The following is a 17911-nucleotide window of genomic DNA, read 5'->3' on the forward strand; positions in this document are numbered from 1 at the left end:
CTCAGGACGTCTTTCGCAGCCCTTCGAAGACCAACTGCGCCACCGCGTCCGTCACTTCGCGCTCACTGCCGCCCCGTCCGTCCGGCCGGTACCACTCCACGACGGAGTTGATCATGCCGAACATCAGCCGGGTCGCGAGCCGTACCTCCACGTCACCGCGCACGTCCCCGTCCGCGGCCGCCGCCTTCAACAGCTCGGCGACCCGGTGGTCGAAGTCGCGGCGCCGCTCCAGGGCCCAGCGCTCGGTGCCGGTGTTGCCGCGCACCCGCAGCAGCAGTGTCACGTACGGGAGTTCGGCGATCAGTACCTCGACCATGCGCCGCACCACGTACTGCAGGCGCTCGGAGGCACGCCCCACGCGCGCGTGCTCCTCGTCGAGGATCCCGAAGAGGCCGTCCAGGGCCCGGCTGACCGCCCGGCGCAGCAGCTCCTCCTTGCCGGAGACATGGTGGTAGATCGACGACTTGGAGATGCCGGCGGCCTTGGAGAGGTGCTCCATGGACGTGCCGTCGTAGCCGCGCTCGTTGAAGACCTGGACGGCGACGGACAGCAGCGTGTCCGGGGTGTACGTGTCGCGCTTGGCGGTCGTCATGAGGTGCTGCCCTCCCGCTTGTCGGAGGCGTACGCGTGGCGGTACAGGGCGAGCGACGGCGCGTACCGCCCCGAGGGGTCGCGCATGTGCAGGTCGTCGAGGAGGGCGTAGGCCCAGTTGCGGCCGAGCCTGCGGCTCCACTCGAACGGGCCCAGCGGATAGTTCACGCCGAGTCGCATCGCGGTGTCGATGTCCTCCTCGGTGGCCACGCCCTTGGCCACGGCGTCGTGCGCGAGGTCGACGATCCGGGCGACCGTACGGGCGACGATCATTCCGGGGACGTCACCGATGACGCTGACGTCCTTGCCGAGCGCCTGGAACAGCCCGACGGCCTCGGCAAGGGTCTGCTGCGAGGTGTCCTGGGAGGCGGACAGCGCGATGCGGGTGGCCCTGCGGTAGTCCAGCGCGAGGTCGAAGTAGACGACGTCCCGGAACTCCACCGAGGTCTGCCCGTCGGCGAGCGCGAGCTGACCACCGCTCGGCATGACCAGCCGGGTGCCGTGGTCCTCCTCGTCCTCGCGGACCTGGATGCCCGTCTCGCGGATCAGGGCGAGCAGTTCGGACGCGGGGCCCAGGTCGCCCTCGGCGACGACGTACGCGGGCGGCTGGGCCGGTTCCGCGGTGTGCGGCTCGTCGCGCTCGGCCCCGTCCGTGTAGTCGTACCAGCCCTGCCCGCTCTTGCGGCCCAGCCGGCCCGACTCCACCAGGCGTTGCTGGGCGAGCGAGGGCGTGAAGCGCACGTCCTGGAAGAAGGCCCGCCACACGGAGTGCGTGACGGACTCGTTGACGTCCTGGCCGATCAGATCGGTCAGTTCGAACGCGCCCATCTTGAAGCCGCCGGACTCGCGCAGCACGGCGTCGATGGTGGCGGGCTCGGCGCCCTGGGCCTCGTGGACCGCGAAGGCCTCGGCGTAGAACGGCCGGGCGATGCGGTTGACGATGAAGCCGGGGGTGTCGGCGCAGGCAACCGGCGTCTTGCCCCACGCGCGCGCCGTCTCGTACGCGCGTGTGGCCGACGAGACGTCGGTGGCGAACCCGGAGACCACCTCGACCAGCGGCAGCAGGGGCGCCGGGTTGAAGAAGTGCAGGCCGACGACACGGCCCGGGTTGCGCAGGGCGCCGGCGACGGCGGTCACCGACAGGGAGGAGGTGTTGGTGGCGAGCAGGCAGTCCTCGTCGACGACGTCCTCCAGCTCGCGGAACAACTGCTGCTTGACGTCCAGCCGCTCCAGGACGGCCTCGACCACCAGGGCGCAGTCCGCGAGGTCGGTGAGGTGCTCGGCGGGTACGAGACGGGTGCGCGCCGCGTCCCGGTCCGACGCGGTGAGCCGGTCCTTCTCGACGAGCCGGTCCAGCCGGGCGCCGATCGCGTCGGCGGCCTCCCGTGCGCGACCGGGCACGGCGTCGTACAGCCGCACGAAGTGCCCGGCGACCAGCGCGACCTGGGCGATGCCCTGGCCCATGGTGCCGGTGCCGACGACGGCCACGGGGCTGTTGAGGTCGAGTGCTGTCATGTGCGCGATCCTCCCGCACGGCGTTTTCCACAGATGCGGCGGACCCCCTTGTCCCGACCGATCGTTCGGTTACTCTAACCCTGAGTGGCTGTTCCTGCCCATGTTTCTGCCCAGGTCATGAGCTCGACGAAGAGTTCGAAAGACGAGGAGTTGGTCCCGCATGGCCGCCGAACCGACCGCCCACCAGCTGATCGCCAAGCACCGGCCCACCCTCGACCAGGCGCTCGAAGCGATCCGCACACGCGCGTACTGGTCCCCGCACCCCGAGCACCCCAAGGCCTACGGCGAGAACGGCAGCCTCGACATGGCGGCGGGGAAGGCCGCCTTCGACGCCCTTCTGGGCGCCCGCCTCGACCTCGGCCAGCCCGGCACGGACGACTTCGTCGGCGGTGAGGTCTCGCCGTACGGCATCGAGCTGGGCATCGAGTACCCGCACGCGGACGTCGACGTGCTGCTGCCCGCGATGAAGGCGGGCCAGAAGGCCTGGCGCGACGCGGGTGCGGAGATCCGCGCGATGGTCTGTCTGGAGATCCTGGGGCGGATCAGCGCCCGGACCCACGAGTTCGCTCACGCGGTCATGCACACCAGCGGCCAGGCGTTCATGATGGCGTTCCAGGCGGGCGGCCCGCACGCCCAGGACCGCGGCCTGGAAGCGGTGGCGTACGCGTACGCGGAGCAGGTCCGCACACCCGACACCGCGCAGTGGAGCAAGCCGCAGGGCAAGCGCGACCCGCTCGCGCTCACCAAGCGGTTCACGCCGGTCCCGCGCGGGATCGGCCTGGTCATCGGCTGCAACACCTTCCCGACGTGGAACGGCTACCCGGGCCTGTTCGCCTCTCTCGCCACCGGCAACGCCGTGCTGGTGAAGCCGCACCCGCGCGCGGTGCTGCCGCTCGCGCTCACGGTTCAGATCGCGCGCGAGGTCCTGAGCGAGACCGGCTTCGACCCGAACCTGGTCGCGCTCACCGCCGAGCGCCCCGGCGAGGGCATCGCGAAGACCCTGGCCACGCGCCCGGAGATCCGGATCATCGACTACACGGGCTCGACGGCGTTCGGCGACTGGCTGGAGGCCAACGCCCGCCAGGCGCAGGTCTACACCGAGAAGGCCGGCGTCAACACCGTGCTCGTGGAGTCGGCCGGCGACTACAAGGGGATGCTCGCCAACCTGGCCTTCTCTCTGTCGCTGTACAGCGGCCAGATGTGCACGACCCCGCAGAACCTGCTGATCCCCCGGGACGGCATCCGCACCGACGAGGGCCCCAAGACCTTCGACGAGGTGGTCGCCGACCTGGCCCGCTCGATCGACGGCCTCCTCGGCGACGACGCACGCGCGAACGGCCTGCTGGGCGCGATCGTGAACCCCGATGTGAAGTCCCGTCTGGAGGCGGCTGCGGGGCTGGGTGAGGTCGCCCTCGCGTCCAGGGAGATCCGCAACCCGGAGTTCCCGGACGCGGTCGTCCGTACGCCCGTCGTCGTCAAGCTGGACGGCGCCAAGCCGGACGACGAGGCCGCCTACATGAGCGAGTGCTTCGGACCCGTCTCCTTCGCCGTCGCGGTCGACTCGGCGGCCGACGCGGTGGAGCTGCTGCGGCGCACGGTCCGTGAGAAGGGCGCGATGACGGTCGGGGCGTACACCACGGACGACGAGGTCGAGCAGGCCGTCCAGGAGGTCTGCCTGGAGGAGGCGGCCCAGTTGTCGCTGAACCTCGCCGGCGGGGTGTACGTCAACCAGACGGCCGCGTTCTCCGACTTCCACGGCTCGGGCGGCAACCCGGCGGCGAACGCCGCCCTGTGCGACGGCGCGTTCGTCGCCAACCGGTTCCGCGTGGTCGAGGTCCGCCGGGACGCCTAGGAACCGGCGAGACTCCAGTGGTAGAGCGTCATCGCCACGCTCGTCGCCAGGTTGTAGCTGGAGACCTGGGGGCGCATGGGAAGCGCGACCAGGTGATCGGCACGCGCGCGTAGTTCGGCGGACAGGCCACTGCGCTCGGAGCCGAACGCGAGGACGGCGTCGTCCGGGAGCTTCACACCCCGGATGTCGTCGCCCTCGGGGTCCAGCGCGAACACCGGGCCGGTCGGCAGCTCGGCGACGGTGAGCCGTTCCACCGCGGTCGCGAAGTGCAGGCCCGCCCCGCCGCGCACGACCGTCGGGTGCCAGGGGTCGAGGGTGCCCGTGGTGACCACTCCCGTCGCCCCGAACCCCGCGGCCAGCCGGATCACGGCCCCCGCGTTGCCGAGGTTGCGCGGGTTGTCGAGGACCACGACGGGGGCGGTACGCGGCGTGTGCGCCAGCTTCTCGAGATGGACGGCCCGGGACGGTCGTACGGCCAGTGCCGCCACCTCGGTGGGGTGCGGGCGCGGCACGAGGGCCCGGTACACCGTCTCCGGGACCTGTGTCAGCAGCGCGTCCAGGGTGGGCCGTACGTCCGGCGCCATTTCCTCGGCCAGGGCGAGCGCGGCACCCCTGTCGACGGTGACCGCTACCGGGACCTCGGCCCCGAAGCGCACCGCGTGCTTGAGGGCGTGGAAGCCGTCGAGCAGCACGGAGGTGTCGGCGAGCCGGTGCCACAGGCTCACGGGATCGGTACCGGTCATGCGGGGAAGCCTACGTGCGTGTGATCGGGGTTCTCGGGGTCGCCAGGGTCGCCGGAGCGGCCGTCCGGGCCGTCGGCGCACTGCGGGTACTGCGCGGCCCTGGGCTCCTTCGGTGCGCGCTGCCCCGGCAGCCCCGGATCCGGGCCGCCTCCGCCCGCGAACCGCGCCCACAGCCGGCCACGCGTGCGTGCGGCCCCGTCGCCGAGCCGGCGCAGGAACGACGTCGGCAGGAAGACCGAGTCGGCGGCGATCATCGCCAGCGAGAAGAACGGCAGGCCGAGGACGACCGCGATCACCGCGTGCTCGGTGATCATCGCCGCCAGCAGGACGTTCTTGACCCGCCGGTTGAACAGCGTGAACGGGAAAGCGACCTGCACCGCGACCGTCCCGTACGTCACCAGCATCACCATGACGCCGTGGGACGACAGCAGATGGGCGAGAGCGGGCCACGGCGAGAAGGACTCCAACTGGAGGGGGTAGTAGACGGCGGTGCCGTCCTGCCAGCGCGAGCCCTGGATCTTGTACCAGCCCGCTGTCGCATAGATCAGACAGGCCTCCGCCATGATCACGAGCAGGGCGCCGTTGTGGACGATGTTGGCGACCACGTCGAGCATGATCCGCGGCTGGTCCGACCGGACGAAGCGTCGGACCACCCACCACAGGGCCTGCGTCAGCCACAGGCCCCACAGGATGGCCGGAACAACCCAGTCGCCGCCAAGCCTGCCAAGGAAGGTCGCCGACGTCAGCACGAACCCGAGCACCACCCACAGGGCGGGGCCGACCCTGTCGACGACGTGTTCCCCACGCGCGCGTGCCTCACGGGTGCGCCGGGCCCGTCGCCCGTCCAGCGACCAGACCTGGCCGCAGCGGGTGAAGACGAGGTAGATGCACATCAGGTGCAGCACGTTGTCGCCGCCGTCGCCCATGAAGATGCTGCGGTTCTGCAGCGAGAGCACGCCGACCATGAACAGCACGGACATCGTGCGGGTGCGCCAGCCGAGCAGCAGCAGGAGGCTCGACAGGACGGCGAGCACATAGACGGTCTCGAACCAGATCTGGCCGTCCGACCACATCAGGGCCGTGAACGCGCCATTGGTCGAGATCAGCTGCTCGGCGAGATTCCAGTTCCAGGGGCCGTCGGGGCCGTACAGCTCCTGGCGGTGCGGGAACTCCCGCACCAGGAACAGCAGCCAGGTCGCGCTGAAGCCGATGCGGATCATCGCGCTCTGCCAGGGGCCCAGTGCCGCCTCGGTGACACGGGCGATGGCGTTCGACACCGACAGGGCGAATCGGTTCACCGGACGCTCCCCTCGGTGTCGTCCGCCGTCACGGCCCACCAGGACAGCTCGCGGTAGACCGGCTGCACCGAGATCTTCTCCTCGCTCCACTTCGGCGGGGGGACGCTGGCAGTCCTGGAACGGACCTGGACGCTCGTGAGGACGTCGCCCCGCGCGGTCGCGTCCTCGCGCTCCAGCCGCAGCACCACGATGCGGCGCAGATACGTCTCGGACAGGGTGCCGCGCAGACCGATCGGACGGTTGTCGGCATCATGCGTGGCGACGAAGAGGTCCCAGGCGCGGCGCAACTCGTTCTGCTGGGTGTGACTCGGCAGCAGATTGCCGTCTATGGAACGGCCGTCCTGGGCGGACAGGTCGTACCACCCCGTCGTACGGCTGCCACCGTCGGCGCTGCGGACCCGGGCACGCACCTGCACGGCGATGTCCTGTTGCAGCGGGTTCGGCGCGAACAGCTTCCAGTTCTGCTCGAACTCCGGATAGATCCAGTCGTCGATCGCCCTGCCGTGCTGCTTGGTCACCGTGTTCGGCGGCGCGACATACAGAAACACCATCCCGATGTGCACACAGACGGCGACGGCCACGACGGCCAGGGCGAGGGCCACACCGATCTGGTACCGGAGGGAGAGTGCGGCGACACCGGTGCGGGGGCCGGGGTCGCCGCCCGAATCGGGGAAAGCGGCATAGGTACCGTCGTGCTCGGAGAACGGCCGAGGCACTCCGGGGTGGGAGCCGTCGGGTTCGTGGCGGGTACGAAGGGCGGCCCGGCGTATCGCGGTGCGGGCCGTGGGCCGGGTGTCCGTGAGCTCGGCGGGTCCACCGGCGGCGAACGGCCGCACCTGCGCGGGCGCGCGGCCCGGGTCAGAAACGGTCGGCCACGCGTCCGCGGACGTACGGCCCGGTCCGGAGACTTCCTCGCGCGACTCGGTGGACTCGGTGGACTCAGCCAGTCCGGCCGAAGCAACGGGAGCAATCAGATCAACCGGATCTGCCGACGAGCTCGGCCGGGGCGCCTCCGCCGGCTCAACGGACCCGGTCGAGTCGGTCGGCTCGGTCGAGTCGGTCGAGTCGGTCGGCTCGACCCGGTCGGCAGGATCGGGGGCACCGCCGGGCCCGCCCGGTCCGCTCGCGGCACCCGGTCGCCGCCGGGCGTCCGAGTCTCCGTCGTACGCGTCCATCCCGCCCCGTTCCCGATTCCGGTCCGACTTCCGGCCGCCTCGGCCGCAGGGCGCCATGGCCCCTGCGAACGGCGCCGGCGCCCGCGTCGACGCGGCGGCTCGCACCGGCACGGTACTCAGGCCCGACCGTCCCGCACAGCCCTCGTCGGCAGTCCCCGCCGTGGCCGTTCTCACTTCCGCCCCGGTTTTCCACAGGGGCACCCGCGGGTTTTCCACAGCGGTTGACACCTTACGGCGCCCGGCACACCATGGAATCGCACGAACCGAACGATCGGTCGGGAGCGGATTCCGGCAGAGCCCAGGTCGAGGGGGCCTCATGGCGACAGCAGCCGTGCACCAGACGGCGAGTACACAGGCGTACGGCGCTCAGGGCGCCGTCGGCGACCCAGCAGCGTTCGAGAGCGTCTTCGACGCCGCCGTGGCCGCCGACGAGCGCATCGAGCCGCGCGACTGGATGCCCGACGCCTACCGCGCGACCCTGGTCCGCCAGATCGCCCAGCACGCCCACTCCGAGATCATCGGCATGCAGCCGGAGGCGAACTGGATCACCCGCGCGCCCTCCCTGCGCCGCAAGGCCATCCTGATGGCCAAGGTCCAGGACGAGGCAGGGCACGGCCTCTACCTGTACAGCGCGGCCGAAACGCTCGGCACCAGTCGCGAGGAGCTCCTGGACAAGCTGCACTCCGGCCGCCAGAAGTACTCCTCGATCTTCAACTACCCCACCCTGACCTGGGCGGACGTCGGTGCGATCGGCTGGCTGGTGGACGGTGCCGCGATCACCAACCAGGTCCCCCTGTGCCGCTGCTCCTACGGCCCGTACGCGCGCGCCATGGTCCGGGTCTGCAAGGAGGAGTCCTTCCACCAACGCCAGGGCTACGAACTGCTGCTGGCCCTGAGCAACGGCACCCCCGAGCAGCACGCGATGGCCCAGGACGCGGTGGACCGCTGGTGGTGGCCGTCACTGATGATGTTCGGGCCGCCCGACGACGAGTCCGCGCACTCCGCGCAGTCGATGGCGTGGAAGATCAAGCGCCATTCCAACGACGAACTGCGCCGGCGCTTCGTCGACATCTGCGTCCCCCAGGCCGAGTCCCTGGGCCTCACCCTCCCCGACCCGGACCTCCGGTGGAACGAGGAGCGGGGGCACCACGACTTCGGCCCGATCGACTGGACGGAGTTCCGGGAGGTCCTGAAGGGCAACGGCCCGTGCAACGAACAGCGCATCACCCAGCGCCGGAAGGCGCACGACGAGGGCGCCTGGGTGCGGGAGGCGGCCGCGGCCTACGCGGCGAAGCACACCGGCGAGACAGGAGCGGCACGCGCATGACGAACACCGACTGGCCCCTGTGGGAGGTCTTCGTGCGCTCACGCCGCGGTCTCTCCCACACCCACGCCGGCAGCCTGCACGCCCCGGACGCGGAGCTCGCCCTGCGCAACGCCCGCGATCTGTACACCCGGCGAGGCGAGGGCGTCTCGATCTGGGTCGTCCCCTCGTCCGCGATCACGGCCTCCTCACCCGACGAGAAGGACCCGTTCTTCGAGCCGTCCGCCGACAAGCCCTACCGGCACCCGACGTTCTACGAGATCCCGGAGGGGGTGAAGCACCTGTGACGACACCGGAGACGACGGCTGCTCCCGTGACCCCCGCCCCGGCCGCGCACCCGCCCGCCCCGATCACCGCGGCGGCCGCCCTCGCGCTCGGCGACGACGCGCTGGTGCTCTCGCACCGCCTGGGCGAGTGGGCGGGCCACGCCCCTGTCCTGGAGGAGGAGGTCGCCCTCGCCAACATCGCCCTGGACCTGCTCGGCCAGGCCCGGGTGCTGCTGTCCATGGCCGGCGACGAGGACGAGATGGCGTATCTGCGCGAGGAGCGCGCCTTCCGCAACCTCCAGCTGGTGGAGCAACCCAACGGCGACTTCGCCCACACCATCGTCCGTCAGCTCTACTTCTCCACCTACCAGCACCTGCTGCACGCCGAACTGGCCGCGGGCGGCGGCCCCTTCGCCCCCCTCGCCGCGAAGGCCGTCAAGGAGGTCGCCTACCACCGCGACCACGCCGAGCAGTGGACCCTGCGGCTCGGCGACGGCACCGAGGAGAGTCACGCGCGGACGCGACGGGCGTGCGAGGCGCTGTGGCGGTTCACCGGAGAGATGTTCCAACCGGTGGAGGGCGTGGACGTTGACGTGGAGCGCATGGAGGCCGCCTGGCTCGCGTCCGTGGGGGACGTGCTGCGCCAGGCCACCCTGGCCGTTCCCGAAGGGCCACGCACGGGCGCGTGGGCGGCCGGAGCGGGACGACAGGGCCTGCACACCGAGTCCTTCGGCCGGATGCTCGCCGAGATGCAGCATCTGCACCGCAGCCACCCGGGGGCGTCATGGTGACGCTCACCCGGCTGGAGGCCGACCTGTTCGCGCTCGCCGGTTCGGTACCCGACCCCGAACTGCCCGTCCTCACCCTGCGCGAGCTGGGCGTGCTGCGCGCGGTGCGGGTACGGGACGCGGACTCGGTCGAGGTCGAGCTGACTCCGACCTACACCGGCTGCCCGGCCGTCGAGGCGATGTCCATGAACATAGAGCGGGTGCTGCGCGAACACGGCATGCGGGAGGTGACCGTCCGCACGGTCCTCGCACCGGCCTGGTCGACCGACGACATCACGGCCGAAGGCCGCCGCAAGCTGCGGGAGTTCGGCATCGCCCCGCCCCGCGCGACATCGGCGGTGGGGCCGGTCGCGATGCAGCTGGGACCGACACGAACGCGCGACGCGAAAGCCGCCCCTGCGTCGCCCGCACCGCAGCCGACCACTCCCACCGCCCCCACCGCATTCACCGAGCCCCTCCGCTGTCCGCACTGCGGCTCCGCCGCGACGGAGCTGCTCAGCCGTTTCTCCTCCACCGCGTGCAAGGCGCTGCGGCGGTGTCTCGACTGCCGTGAACCGTTCGACCACTTCAAGGAGTTGTGATGGCCCGCTTCCACCCGCTCCCGGTGGCCGCGGTCGACCGGCTCACCGACGACTCCGTGGCCCTGACCTTCACCGTGCCGCCCGGGCTGCGCGAGGAGTACCGGCACGCCCCCGGCCAGCATCTCGCCCTGCGCCGCACGGTCGACGGCAAGGAGATACGCCGGACCTACTCGATCTGCTCCCCGGCACCCGACAGTGAGGGACCGCGCGAACTGCGGGTCGGCGTGCGGCTGGTGGAGGGCGGGGCCTTCTCGACGTACGCGCTCAAGGAGATCAACGTCGGTGACGAACTGGAGGTGATGACACCGGCGGGGCGGTTCACTCTGGACCCGGCGCCCGGGCTGTACGCGGCGATCGTCGGCGGCAGCGGCATCACTCCGGTGCTGTCGATCGTGGCGACACTGCTGTCGCGCGAGCCCGAGGCCCGGTTCTGCCTGATCCGCAGCGACCGCACCTCCGCGTCCACGATGTTCCTGGAGGAGGTCGCCGACCTGAAGGACCGCTACCCCGAGCGGTTCCAGCTCGTCACGGTGCTCTCGCGGGAGGAGCAGCAGGCCGGCCTGCCGTCCGGTCGGCTCGACCGGGAGCGGCTGACCGCACTGCTTCCGGCGCTGCTGCCGGTGGAGCGGGTGGCGGGGTGGCTCCTGTGCGGACCGTTCGGACTGGTGCAGGGCGCGGAACGGGCATTGCGGGAGCTCGGGGTTCCCCGCGCCCGAGTCCACGAGGAGATCTTCCACGTGGATGCGGGCACGGCCCCGGCACAGACCGTGCCCGCGCCCGCGCACAGTACGGTGACCGCCCGGCTCGACGGACGCGGGGGCAGCTGGCCCGTCCAGGACGGTGAGTCACTGCTGGAGACGGTGCTGCGCAACCGCCCGGACGCGCCCTACGCCTGCAAGGGCGGAGTGTGCGGGACCTGCCGGGCGTTCCTCGTCTCGGGAGAGGTGCGCATGAACCGCAACTTCGCGCTGGAACCGGAGGAGACGGACGCCGGGTATGTGCTGGCGTGCCAGTCGCACCCGGTGACGGAGAAGGTGGAGCTGGACTTCGACAGGTAGGCCGGGGGAGCCCGTTCCCTTCTTCTAGAACCTGTTCTATCTTGACGGACCGTCAGATCGGCTGCCCCGATCTGCCGACCCTTCGGAAGGACAGGGACCGTGGACTTCACCTTCAGCGAGGAGCAGCAGGCAGCGGCCGAGGCGGCACGGGGGGTGCTCGCCGATGTCGCCCCGGACGCGGTGCCGAGTCCGGCGCTGACCACGGGAGCCGTGGCCGACGAGTTCGACCGCGCACTGTGGGCCAGGCTCGCCGACGCGGACCTGCTGAGCCTGCTGGTGGCCGAGGATCACGGCGGGGCGGGTCTGGACGCCATCGCCCTGTGCCTGGTGCTGCGCGAGTCGGCGAAGGTGCTGGCCCGGGTGCCGCTCCTGGAGAACAGCGCGGCCATGGCGACCGTACAGGCCTACGGCGAGCCGGAGTTGAGGGCCGAGCTGCTGGAACGGGCCGGGCGCGGAGAGCTCGTGCTGACCGTCGCCGCGAGCGGCCGCACCGGCCACGACCCCGCCGAACTCGCCGTCACCGCGCGGCAGAACGAGGAAGCGGGCGGCGAATGGACCCTCGACGGAGTACAGACGGCGGTGCCGTGGGCATACGACGCGGACTACGTCGTCGTACCGGCACACACGGCCGCGGGCCGTACCGTCCTCGCGCTGGTACCCCGGGTCCATGACGGGGTCGCGCTCGGCGAGCAGTTCTCCACCAGCGGGGAGCGGCTGGGCGAGCTGCGACTGGAGTCGGTGCGGATCGCCGCGCGGGACGTGATCGACGTCGAGGGCGCGTGGGAGTGGCTGCGCAATCTGCTGACCACGGGGACGTGCGCGCTGGCGCTCGGTCTGGGCGAGCGGGTACTGCGGATGAGCAGCGAATACACCAGCAAGCGGGAGCAGTTCGGGTTCCCGGTGGCCACCTTCCAGGCCGTCGCCGTGCAGGCCGCCGACCGCTACATCGACCTGCGCGCGATGGAGGTCACGCTCTGGCAGGCCGCGTGGCGGATCGCCTCGGGGGCTCGGGGCGCGTTGCCGGTGACGGGGGACGTCGCCGTGGCGAAGATCTGGGCCTCGGAGGGAGTGCGGCGGGTGGTGCAGACAGCACAGCATCTGCACGGCGGCTTCGGCGCGGACGTCGACTACCCCCTGCACCGGTACCACGCCTGGGCCAAGCATCTCGAGCTGTCGCTCGGCCCGGCGGCGGCGCACGAGGAAGCGTTGGGGGACCTCCTGGCGGCGCATCCCCTGGGGTGAGGCGGACCGCGATCGCAGAAGAGGCTGAGCAGGTTGGAGCTCGCCCTGGCCGGCGGCGTCCTCGTGCTCGCCATCGGCGGATGTGTCCGCGTCCGGTGGACAACACGGGGCGGCCCGCACCGGGCCCGCGCGGTGGCCGGCCCGACCTCGCGGCGGGTGCTCCCGCCCATACCGCGAACCACAGGGCCGGCCGGAACCGAACGGAGGGGACGACTGAGCACAGCACCCGTCACCTGAGGGGCTACCGGCCGGCAGTCGTAGGCCGCCCGGAAGCTGTCGGCCCGGCCGGAAGCTGTCGGCTAGAGCACGAACCCCGGCCGGCCGTCGTCGGTCACCACGGGACGCCCCGCTTCGGCCCACAGCTGCATGCCGCCGTCGACGTTCGCGGCGTCGATGCCCTGCTGGGACAGATACATCGTGACCTGAGCGGACCGGCCGCCGGAGCGGCAGATCACGTGGACGCGGCCGTCCTGCGGGGCGGCTTCGGTCAGCTCGCCATAGCGGGCCACGAACTCACTGATGGGGATGTGCAACGCCCCTTCGGCGTGACCCGCCTGCCACTCGTCGTCCTCGCGGACGTCCAGCAGGAAGTCACTGTCCTTGAGGTCCGTGACCTGGACCGTGGGCACACCAGCACCGAAATTCATGGGCCCGACGCTACCTGACGCCCGCGCAGGCCCGTCCGGTCACTCCTGTGCGAGCAGCTCCGCGAGTTCCGCCTCGCGCGTGGAGACATCGGCAAGCAGCTTCTCGGCGATCTCCTCCAGGAGACGGTCCGGGTCGTCCGGCGCCATCCGGAGCATCGAGCCGATCGCGCCCTCCTCCAGCTCCCGCGCGACCACGGAGAGCAGCTCCTTGCGCCGGGCGAGCCATTCGAGGCGGGCGTAGAGCTCCTCGCTGGGTGTGGGGCCCTGCTCCGGAGGCTTCGGACCGGCGGCCCACTCCGCGGCCAGTTCGTGCAGGAGTACCTCGTCGCCGCGGGAGTAGGCCGCGTTGACCCGGGTGATGAACTCCTCGCGTCGCGCCCGCTCGGTCTCGTCCTGGGCCAGGTCCGGGTGGGCCTTGCGGGCGAGCTCACGGTAGAGCTTGCGGGCCTCGTCGCTGGGACGCACCCGCTGCGGGGGCCGCACCGGCTGGTCGGTGAGCATCGCGGCGGCCTCGGGGAACAGGCCCTCCCCGTCCATCCAGCCGTGGAACAACTCCTCCACGCCGGGCATCGGCATCACCCGGGCGCGGGCCTCATCCGCTCTGCGCAGGTCCTCCGGGTCGCCGGTGCGGGCGGCCCGGGCCTCGGCGAGCTGGGCGTCCAGTTCGTCGAGGCGGGTGTACATGGGGCCGAGCTTCTGGTGGTGCAGCCGGGAGAAGTTCTCCACCTCGATGCGGAAGGTCTCCACCGCGATCTCGTACTCGATGAGCGCCTGCTCCGCGGCCCGCACGGCCCGCTCCAACCGCTCCTCGGGCCGGGGCGCGCCCTGGCCCTCGGCAGCCACCTGCTCCGCACCGGCGCCACCACCGTGCCGCTCAGCTTCCGGGGTCGTCATCCGAACAGCGTAGGCCACGACCGGAGCGCCACCTCAACGATCACTCCGGGTACCTCCGAACCGGCTCTCGGCAAGGTGCCTCACACTCCCGGCTCCCCCGCGATCCGCCCCGCCCGAACTGCTGTCACCAACTCCGCGTGGTCAGCCTCCGTGCGGTCCGCGTAGGTCACGGCGAACGTGGCGATCGCCTCGTCGAGTTCGTCACTCTTGCCGCAGTAGCCGGCGACGAGACGGGGGTCGACGCTGTGGGAGTGGGCGCGGGCCAGCAGGGCGCCGGTCATGCGGCCGTAGTCGTCTATCTGGTCGGCGGAGAGGGCGGCGGGGTCGACGCTGCCCTTGCGGTTGCGGAACTGGCGGACCTGGAAGGGACGGCCCTCGACGGTCGTCCAGCCGAGCAGGATGTCGCTGACGACCTGCATCCGCTTCTGACCGAGCACGACACGGCGGCCCTCGTGGTCCACCGACGGTGTCTCGAAGCCCGCGGTGGCCAGGTGGGGCAGCAGGGCGGAGGCCTTGGCCTCCTTGACCTGGAGGACCAGCGGTTCCCCGCGGTGATCCAGCAGCAGCACCACGTACGAACGCATCCCCACACTGCCCGTGCCCACGACGCGGAACGCCACGTCGTGCACCGCGTGGCGGGCCAGCAGCGGGAGGCGGTCCTCGGAGAGGGTGGTCAGGTAGTGCTCGAGGGCGGCGGCAACAGCCGCGGCCTCCTCGTCCGGCACCCGGCGCAGCACCGGAGCGGCGTCCACGAAACGGCGACCGCCGTCCTCGGTGAGCTCCGTCGACCTGGCCGCGAAGCGACCGCTGGTATTGGCTCGTGCCTTCTCCGAGACCCGCTCCAACGTGCCGACCAGGTCGTGGGCGTTCGCGTGGGAGACGAGTTCCTCGTCCGCGATCGCGTTCCACGCGTCCAGCACCGGCAGCTTGGCCAGCAGCCGCATGGTGCGCCGGTACGCGCCCACCGCGCCGTGCGCTGCGGCGCGGCAGGTGTCCTCGTCGGCGCCGATCTCCCGGCCCGCGAGGACCAGGGAGGCGGCGAGCCGCTTGAGATCCCACTCCCAAGGGCCGTGCACGGTCTCGTCGAAGTCATTCAGGTCGATGACCAGATCACCGCGCGCGTCGCCGTACAGACCGAAGTTGGCCGCGTGCGCGTCTCCGCAGATCTGGGCACGGATCCTGGTCATGGGGGTGCGGGCCAGGTCGTACGCCATGAGGCCCGCGGAGCCGCGCAGGAAGGCGAACGGTGTGGCAGCCATCCGGCCCACCCGGATCGGCGCGAGCTCCGCGATGCGGCCACGGCTCGACTCCTCGACCGCGCTCACCGCGCCGGGACGGGAGATGTCGAGGTCGAGCGCGGCATGGGCGCTGCGCGGGACGCTCGAGCGGAGGGCCTTGCCCTCCTTCTTGGGCGAGCCCTCGACGGGCCACTGGGCGAAGCCGCGCACCAGGGGCCGCCGTGCCGCTCCCGCGACCGCCGCCGTCACAGCCGGCGCCTCCTGAGCACCGGCCGGCTCACCGGCTCGCGTCCCGACCGCCGACCCCGCACCGACCTCGGTCACAGCGACCGCCTCCCCCGAAACTGGCAAGAACATCAACTTGTGCCGACCGTACAACCACTGGCCGAAACGCGTCAGACCCTGTGGACAACTCCACAGCTGTGGAAAACCCGCTGGGGAAAACCCACAGCCCTCGCAGCAGCCACCGTCAACCGGCCACTGCCAACCGGCTGCCGCCTGCCGCCTGCCGCCTGCCGACAGCGCGCAACCCCACGCCCCCCCCCCGACAGCCGTACGCGCCCCTGCACCCCACACCCCTCACGCCCGCAAGTACGCGAGCACCGCCAGCACTCGTCGATGCGTCTCTTCCGCCGGTGGCAGGTCCAGCTTTGTCAGGATGCCGCCGATGTGCTTGCCGACCGCCGCCTCGGACACCACCAGTTCCCGCGCGATCGCCCCGTTGGACTTGCCCTCCGCGATCAACGCGAGGACCTCCCGCTCGCGCGGAGTGAGCCGCTCCAGCGGATCACGGCGACGGCGCAGCAACTGCCGTACGACTTCGGGATCCACGACCGTGCCGCCGGCCGCGACCTCGGACAGGGCGTCGATGAACTGCTCGACCTGGCCGACCCGGTCCTTCAGCAGATAGCCGACCCCCGTGCCGTCGCCGGAGTCGAGGAGTTCGGAGGCGTAGGCCCGCTGCACGTACTGGCTCAGGACCAGCACCGGCAGGCCCGGGTGCCGCTCCCGCAGGCGGACCGCCGCGTGCAGCCCCTCGTCCTGGAAACCGGGTGGCATACGGACGTCCGTCACGACGATGTCCGGGGTGTGCTCCTCGGCCGCGACGAGCAGTGCCTCGGCGTCGCCGACCACCGCGACGACCTCGTGACCGCAGCGGCCGAGCAGGCCGACGAGTCCCTCACGCAGCAACACGCTGTCCTCGGCGAGCACTACACGCAGCGACCGGCCTCTGCCGTCGTTCCGCCCGCCCGGCACGTGCCGCTCATTCCGTGCGGCCGGGTCAACTCGGTCACCTCGCAAGGAAACTCCACACGCAACAGGGTCGGGCCGCCCGGCGGGCTGGACAGGGAGAGTGTGCCATCGAGCACCGACACCCGGTCGGCGAGCCCGGTCAGCCCGCTGCCCGCCGAGACGTCGGCGCCGCCCGCACCGTCGTCACGCACCTCCAGAACCAGCCGTCCGTCGAAGTGGCCGCCGCGCACTTCGGCCCGCCTCGCCCCGCTGTGCTTGGCGATGTTGGCAAGGGCCCTCGCAGACCACGAAGTAGGCTGCCGCCTCCACAGCCTGCTCCAGCCGCCCCGGCACCGACAGATCGACGTCGACCGGTACCACGGAACGGTCCGCGGCGTCGGCGACAGCGGCGGTCAGCCCGTAGTCCGCGAGGACCTTGGGGTGGATGCCATGGACCAGCTCGCGCAGTTCGGCCAGGGCCGTGCCCGCCTCGTCGTGGGCCTTTGCCAGCTGGTCGGCGAGCGGCCCGGGCGGGACATCGAGGCGGGCAAGACCCAGGGTCATCGTCAGGGCGACCAGGCGCTGCTGGGCACCGTCGTGCAGGTCGCGCTCGATACGCCGGCGCTCCGCCTCGAAGGCGTCCACCAACCGCACGCGCGAACGGCTCAGTTCGACGACCCTGGCGTCCAGCTCACCATCGCGTGACGCGATCAGCAGACGCGTCAGACCGGCCCGGGCACCCGCGACGACTCCCAGCGCGTACAGGCCCAACGCCAGGCACAGCAGCCCCAGTACGGACACTGCGAAGGCCGTCGGCCACGTGGTGACCGTCCACTGCTTGAGCACCTTCGCCTCCCGGCCGTCGCCGACCGTGGCCATGAGCAGCGGGGCGGCGGCCATGGAGACGGGAAAGAGCAGCGCCACGGTGATCGCGAGTGCGTCGACCGGCCAGAGCAGTCCGGCGAACAGCAGGGTGTACCCGAGTTCACGCCATGTCGCCTGCTCCTTCAGTCGTGTCGTCAGCCAGGCCCACAATCCCGTGGCCACGGGCTCCCGGTGCGGATCGGGAGCCGGGTCCAGGTCGACCAGCCGCAGCCGCCACCGCTCCACCCGGGCCACCACGACACCGGACAGCGCCAGCATGACGAGCAACGGCAGCCCCACGAGTACGACGGTGAGCACACCGCCGACCGCCGCCAACGTCACGAATCCCACCAGGGCGACCATGCCGACCACCGCACCGGTCAGCAGATAGCCGACCGCACGCCAGGGCCACACCGAGCGCAGGTAGCCCGGCCGGGACATGGCCTGCCACAGATTCCGAGGATGCATGCGCATCACCGTAGAAGCGCGGCGCGGGGCGGTGCCATGGGCCGGGGCAGAGCACTCGGGGTATGGCCGGCCCTACCCCGGGTCTCGGTCCTGCCGCACTGCGCGCAAGCACCTCCGAACGGTTTCGTGGACCC

The 17911-nt window shown here is 71.5% G+C and carries 16 protein-coding genes and 1 pseudogene; 7 read left to right on the forward strand and 10 right to left on the reverse strand.

Annotated features, from left to right (window positions below):
- Position 1: 1 nt before the first annotated feature.
- Positions 2-592, reverse strand: coding sequence for a TetR/AcrR family transcriptional regulator (locus tag ACFYRX_RS14765; RefSeq protein WP_389099482.1), 591 nt, complete (start codon positions 590-592; stop codon positions 2-4).
- Positions 589-2106, reverse strand: coding sequence for a 3-hydroxyacyl-CoA dehydrogenase (locus ACFYRX_RS14770; RefSeq protein ID WP_389099484.1), 1518 nt, complete (start codon positions 2104-2106; stop codon positions 589-591). Before ACFYRX_RS14770 ends, ACFYRX_RS14765 begins: the two co-directional genes overlap by 4 nt.
- 160 nt (positions 2107-2266) lie before the next feature.
- Between ACFYRX_RS14770 and paaN the strand changes: the two genes are divergently transcribed.
- Positions 2267-3958 (forward strand): phenylacetic acid degradation protein PaaN, encoded by a 1692-nt coding sequence (gene paaN / locus ACFYRX_RS14775; RefSeq protein ID WP_389099486.1) that lies wholly within the window; start codon positions 2267-2269, stop codon positions 3956-3958.
- On the opposite strand, the gene ACFYRX_RS14780 is transcribed toward paaN, so the two are convergent.
- From ACFYRX_RS14780 to ACFYRX_RS14790, 3 genes are read right to left on the reverse strand one after another with little or no spacing between them, the layout of a single operon-like run.
- The gene (locus ACFYRX_RS14780) at positions 3955-4701 is read right to left on the reverse strand and encodes a TrmH family RNA methyltransferase (RefSeq protein WP_389099488.1); all 747 of its coding nucleotides are present in this window, start codon (positions 4699-4701) and stop codon (positions 3955-3957) included. The two genes, paaN and ACFYRX_RS14780, sit on opposite strands and share 4 nt — an antisense overlap.
- On the reverse strand, positions 4698-5999 hold the full coding sequence (locus ACFYRX_RS14785) for an HTTM domain-containing protein (protein ID WP_389099490.1): 1302 nt from the start codon (positions 5997-5999) through the stop codon (positions 4698-4700). The genes ACFYRX_RS14780 and ACFYRX_RS14785 overlap by 4 nt, the downstream gene beginning before the upstream one ends.
- A complete protein-coding gene (locus ACFYRX_RS14790) occupies positions 5996-6715 on the reverse strand; it encodes a DUF5819 family protein (protein WP_389100000.1) in 720 nt (239 codons plus the stop codon). The genes ACFYRX_RS14785 and ACFYRX_RS14790 overlap by 4 nt, the downstream gene beginning before the upstream one ends.
- Positions 6716-7490: 775 nt before the next feature.
- Between ACFYRX_RS14790 and paaA the strand changes: the two genes are divergently transcribed.
- The 6 genes from paaA to ACFYRX_RS14820 all read left to right on the forward strand — a co-directional run bounded on the left by paaA (position 7491) and on the right by ACFYRX_RS14820 (position 12433).
- Positions 7491-8501, forward strand: coding sequence for a 1,2-phenylacetyl-CoA epoxidase subunit PaaA (paaA, locus tag ACFYRX_RS14795; protein WP_389099492.1), 1011 nt, complete (start codon positions 7491-7493; stop codon positions 8499-8501).
- Entirely contained in the window at positions 8498-8785 is a 288-nt protein-coding gene (gene paaB / locus ACFYRX_RS14800; protein ID WP_020119451.1) for a 1,2-phenylacetyl-CoA epoxidase subunit PaaB, read from the forward strand. Before paaA ends, paaB begins: the two co-directional genes overlap by 4 nt.
- Positions 8782-9555, forward strand: coding sequence for a 1,2-phenylacetyl-CoA epoxidase subunit PaaC (paaC, locus tag ACFYRX_RS14805; protein WP_389099494.1), 774 nt, complete (start codon positions 8782-8784; stop codon positions 9553-9555). The genes paaB and paaC overlap by 4 nt, the downstream gene beginning before the upstream one ends.
- Positions 9549-10133, forward strand: coding sequence for a 1,2-phenylacetyl-CoA epoxidase subunit PaaD (gene paaD, locus ACFYRX_RS14810; RefSeq protein ID WP_389099497.1), 585 nt, complete (start codon positions 9549-9551; stop codon positions 10131-10133). The genes paaC and paaD overlap by 7 nt, the downstream gene beginning before the upstream one ends.
- Entirely contained in the window at positions 10133-11191 is a 1059-nt protein-coding gene (locus ACFYRX_RS14815; RefSeq protein ID WP_389099499.1) for a 2Fe-2S iron-sulfur cluster-binding protein, read from the forward strand. Before paaD ends, ACFYRX_RS14815 begins: the two co-directional genes overlap by 1 nt.
- A 99-nt stretch (positions 11192-11290) precedes the next feature.
- Positions 11291-12433, forward strand: coding sequence for an acyl-CoA dehydrogenase family protein (locus tag ACFYRX_RS14820; protein WP_389099501.1), 1143 nt, complete (start codon positions 11291-11293; stop codon positions 12431-12433).
- Between the two features lie 299 nt (positions 12434-12732).
- Here ACFYRX_RS14820 and ACFYRX_RS14825 read toward each other — a convergent pair whose 3' ends face one another.
- The 5 genes and pseudogenes from ACFYRX_RS14825 to ACFYRX_RS14845 all read right to left on the reverse strand — a co-directional run bounded on the left by ACFYRX_RS14825 (position 12733) and on the right by ACFYRX_RS14845 (position 17777).
- Entirely contained in the window at positions 12733-13062 is a 330-nt protein-coding gene (locus ACFYRX_RS14825; RefSeq protein WP_389100002.1) for a rhodanese-like domain-containing protein, read from the reverse strand.
- 57 nt (positions 13063-13119) lie between these two features.
- Positions 13120-13974, reverse strand: coding sequence for a J domain-containing protein (locus tag ACFYRX_RS14830; protein WP_389099503.1), 855 nt, complete (start codon positions 13972-13974; stop codon positions 13120-13122).
- Positions 13975-14054: 80 nt separating this feature from the next.
- A complete protein-coding gene (locus ACFYRX_RS14835; protein ID WP_389099504.1) occupies positions 14055-15569 on the reverse strand; it encodes a DUF2252 domain-containing protein in 1515 nt (504 codons plus the stop codon).
- Between the two features lie 222 nt (positions 15570-15791).
- Complete coding sequence (locus tag ACFYRX_RS14840) at positions 15792-16424, reverse strand: response regulator (protein ID WP_389100004.1); 633 nt, start codon at positions 16422-16424, stop codon at positions 15792-15794.
- Positions 16424-17777, reverse strand: a pseudogene (locus ACFYRX_RS14845) (sensor histidine kinase). The gene ACFYRX_RS14840 and the pseudogene ACFYRX_RS14845 overlap by 1 nt, the downstream one beginning before the upstream one ends.
- Between the last annotated feature and the right edge of the window lie 134 nt (positions 17778-17911).

The organism is Streptomyces sp. NPDC005374, from assembly GCF_042872225.1.
Classification (GTDB): domain Bacteria; phylum Actinomycetota; class Actinomycetes; order Streptomycetales; family Streptomycetaceae; genus Streptomyces.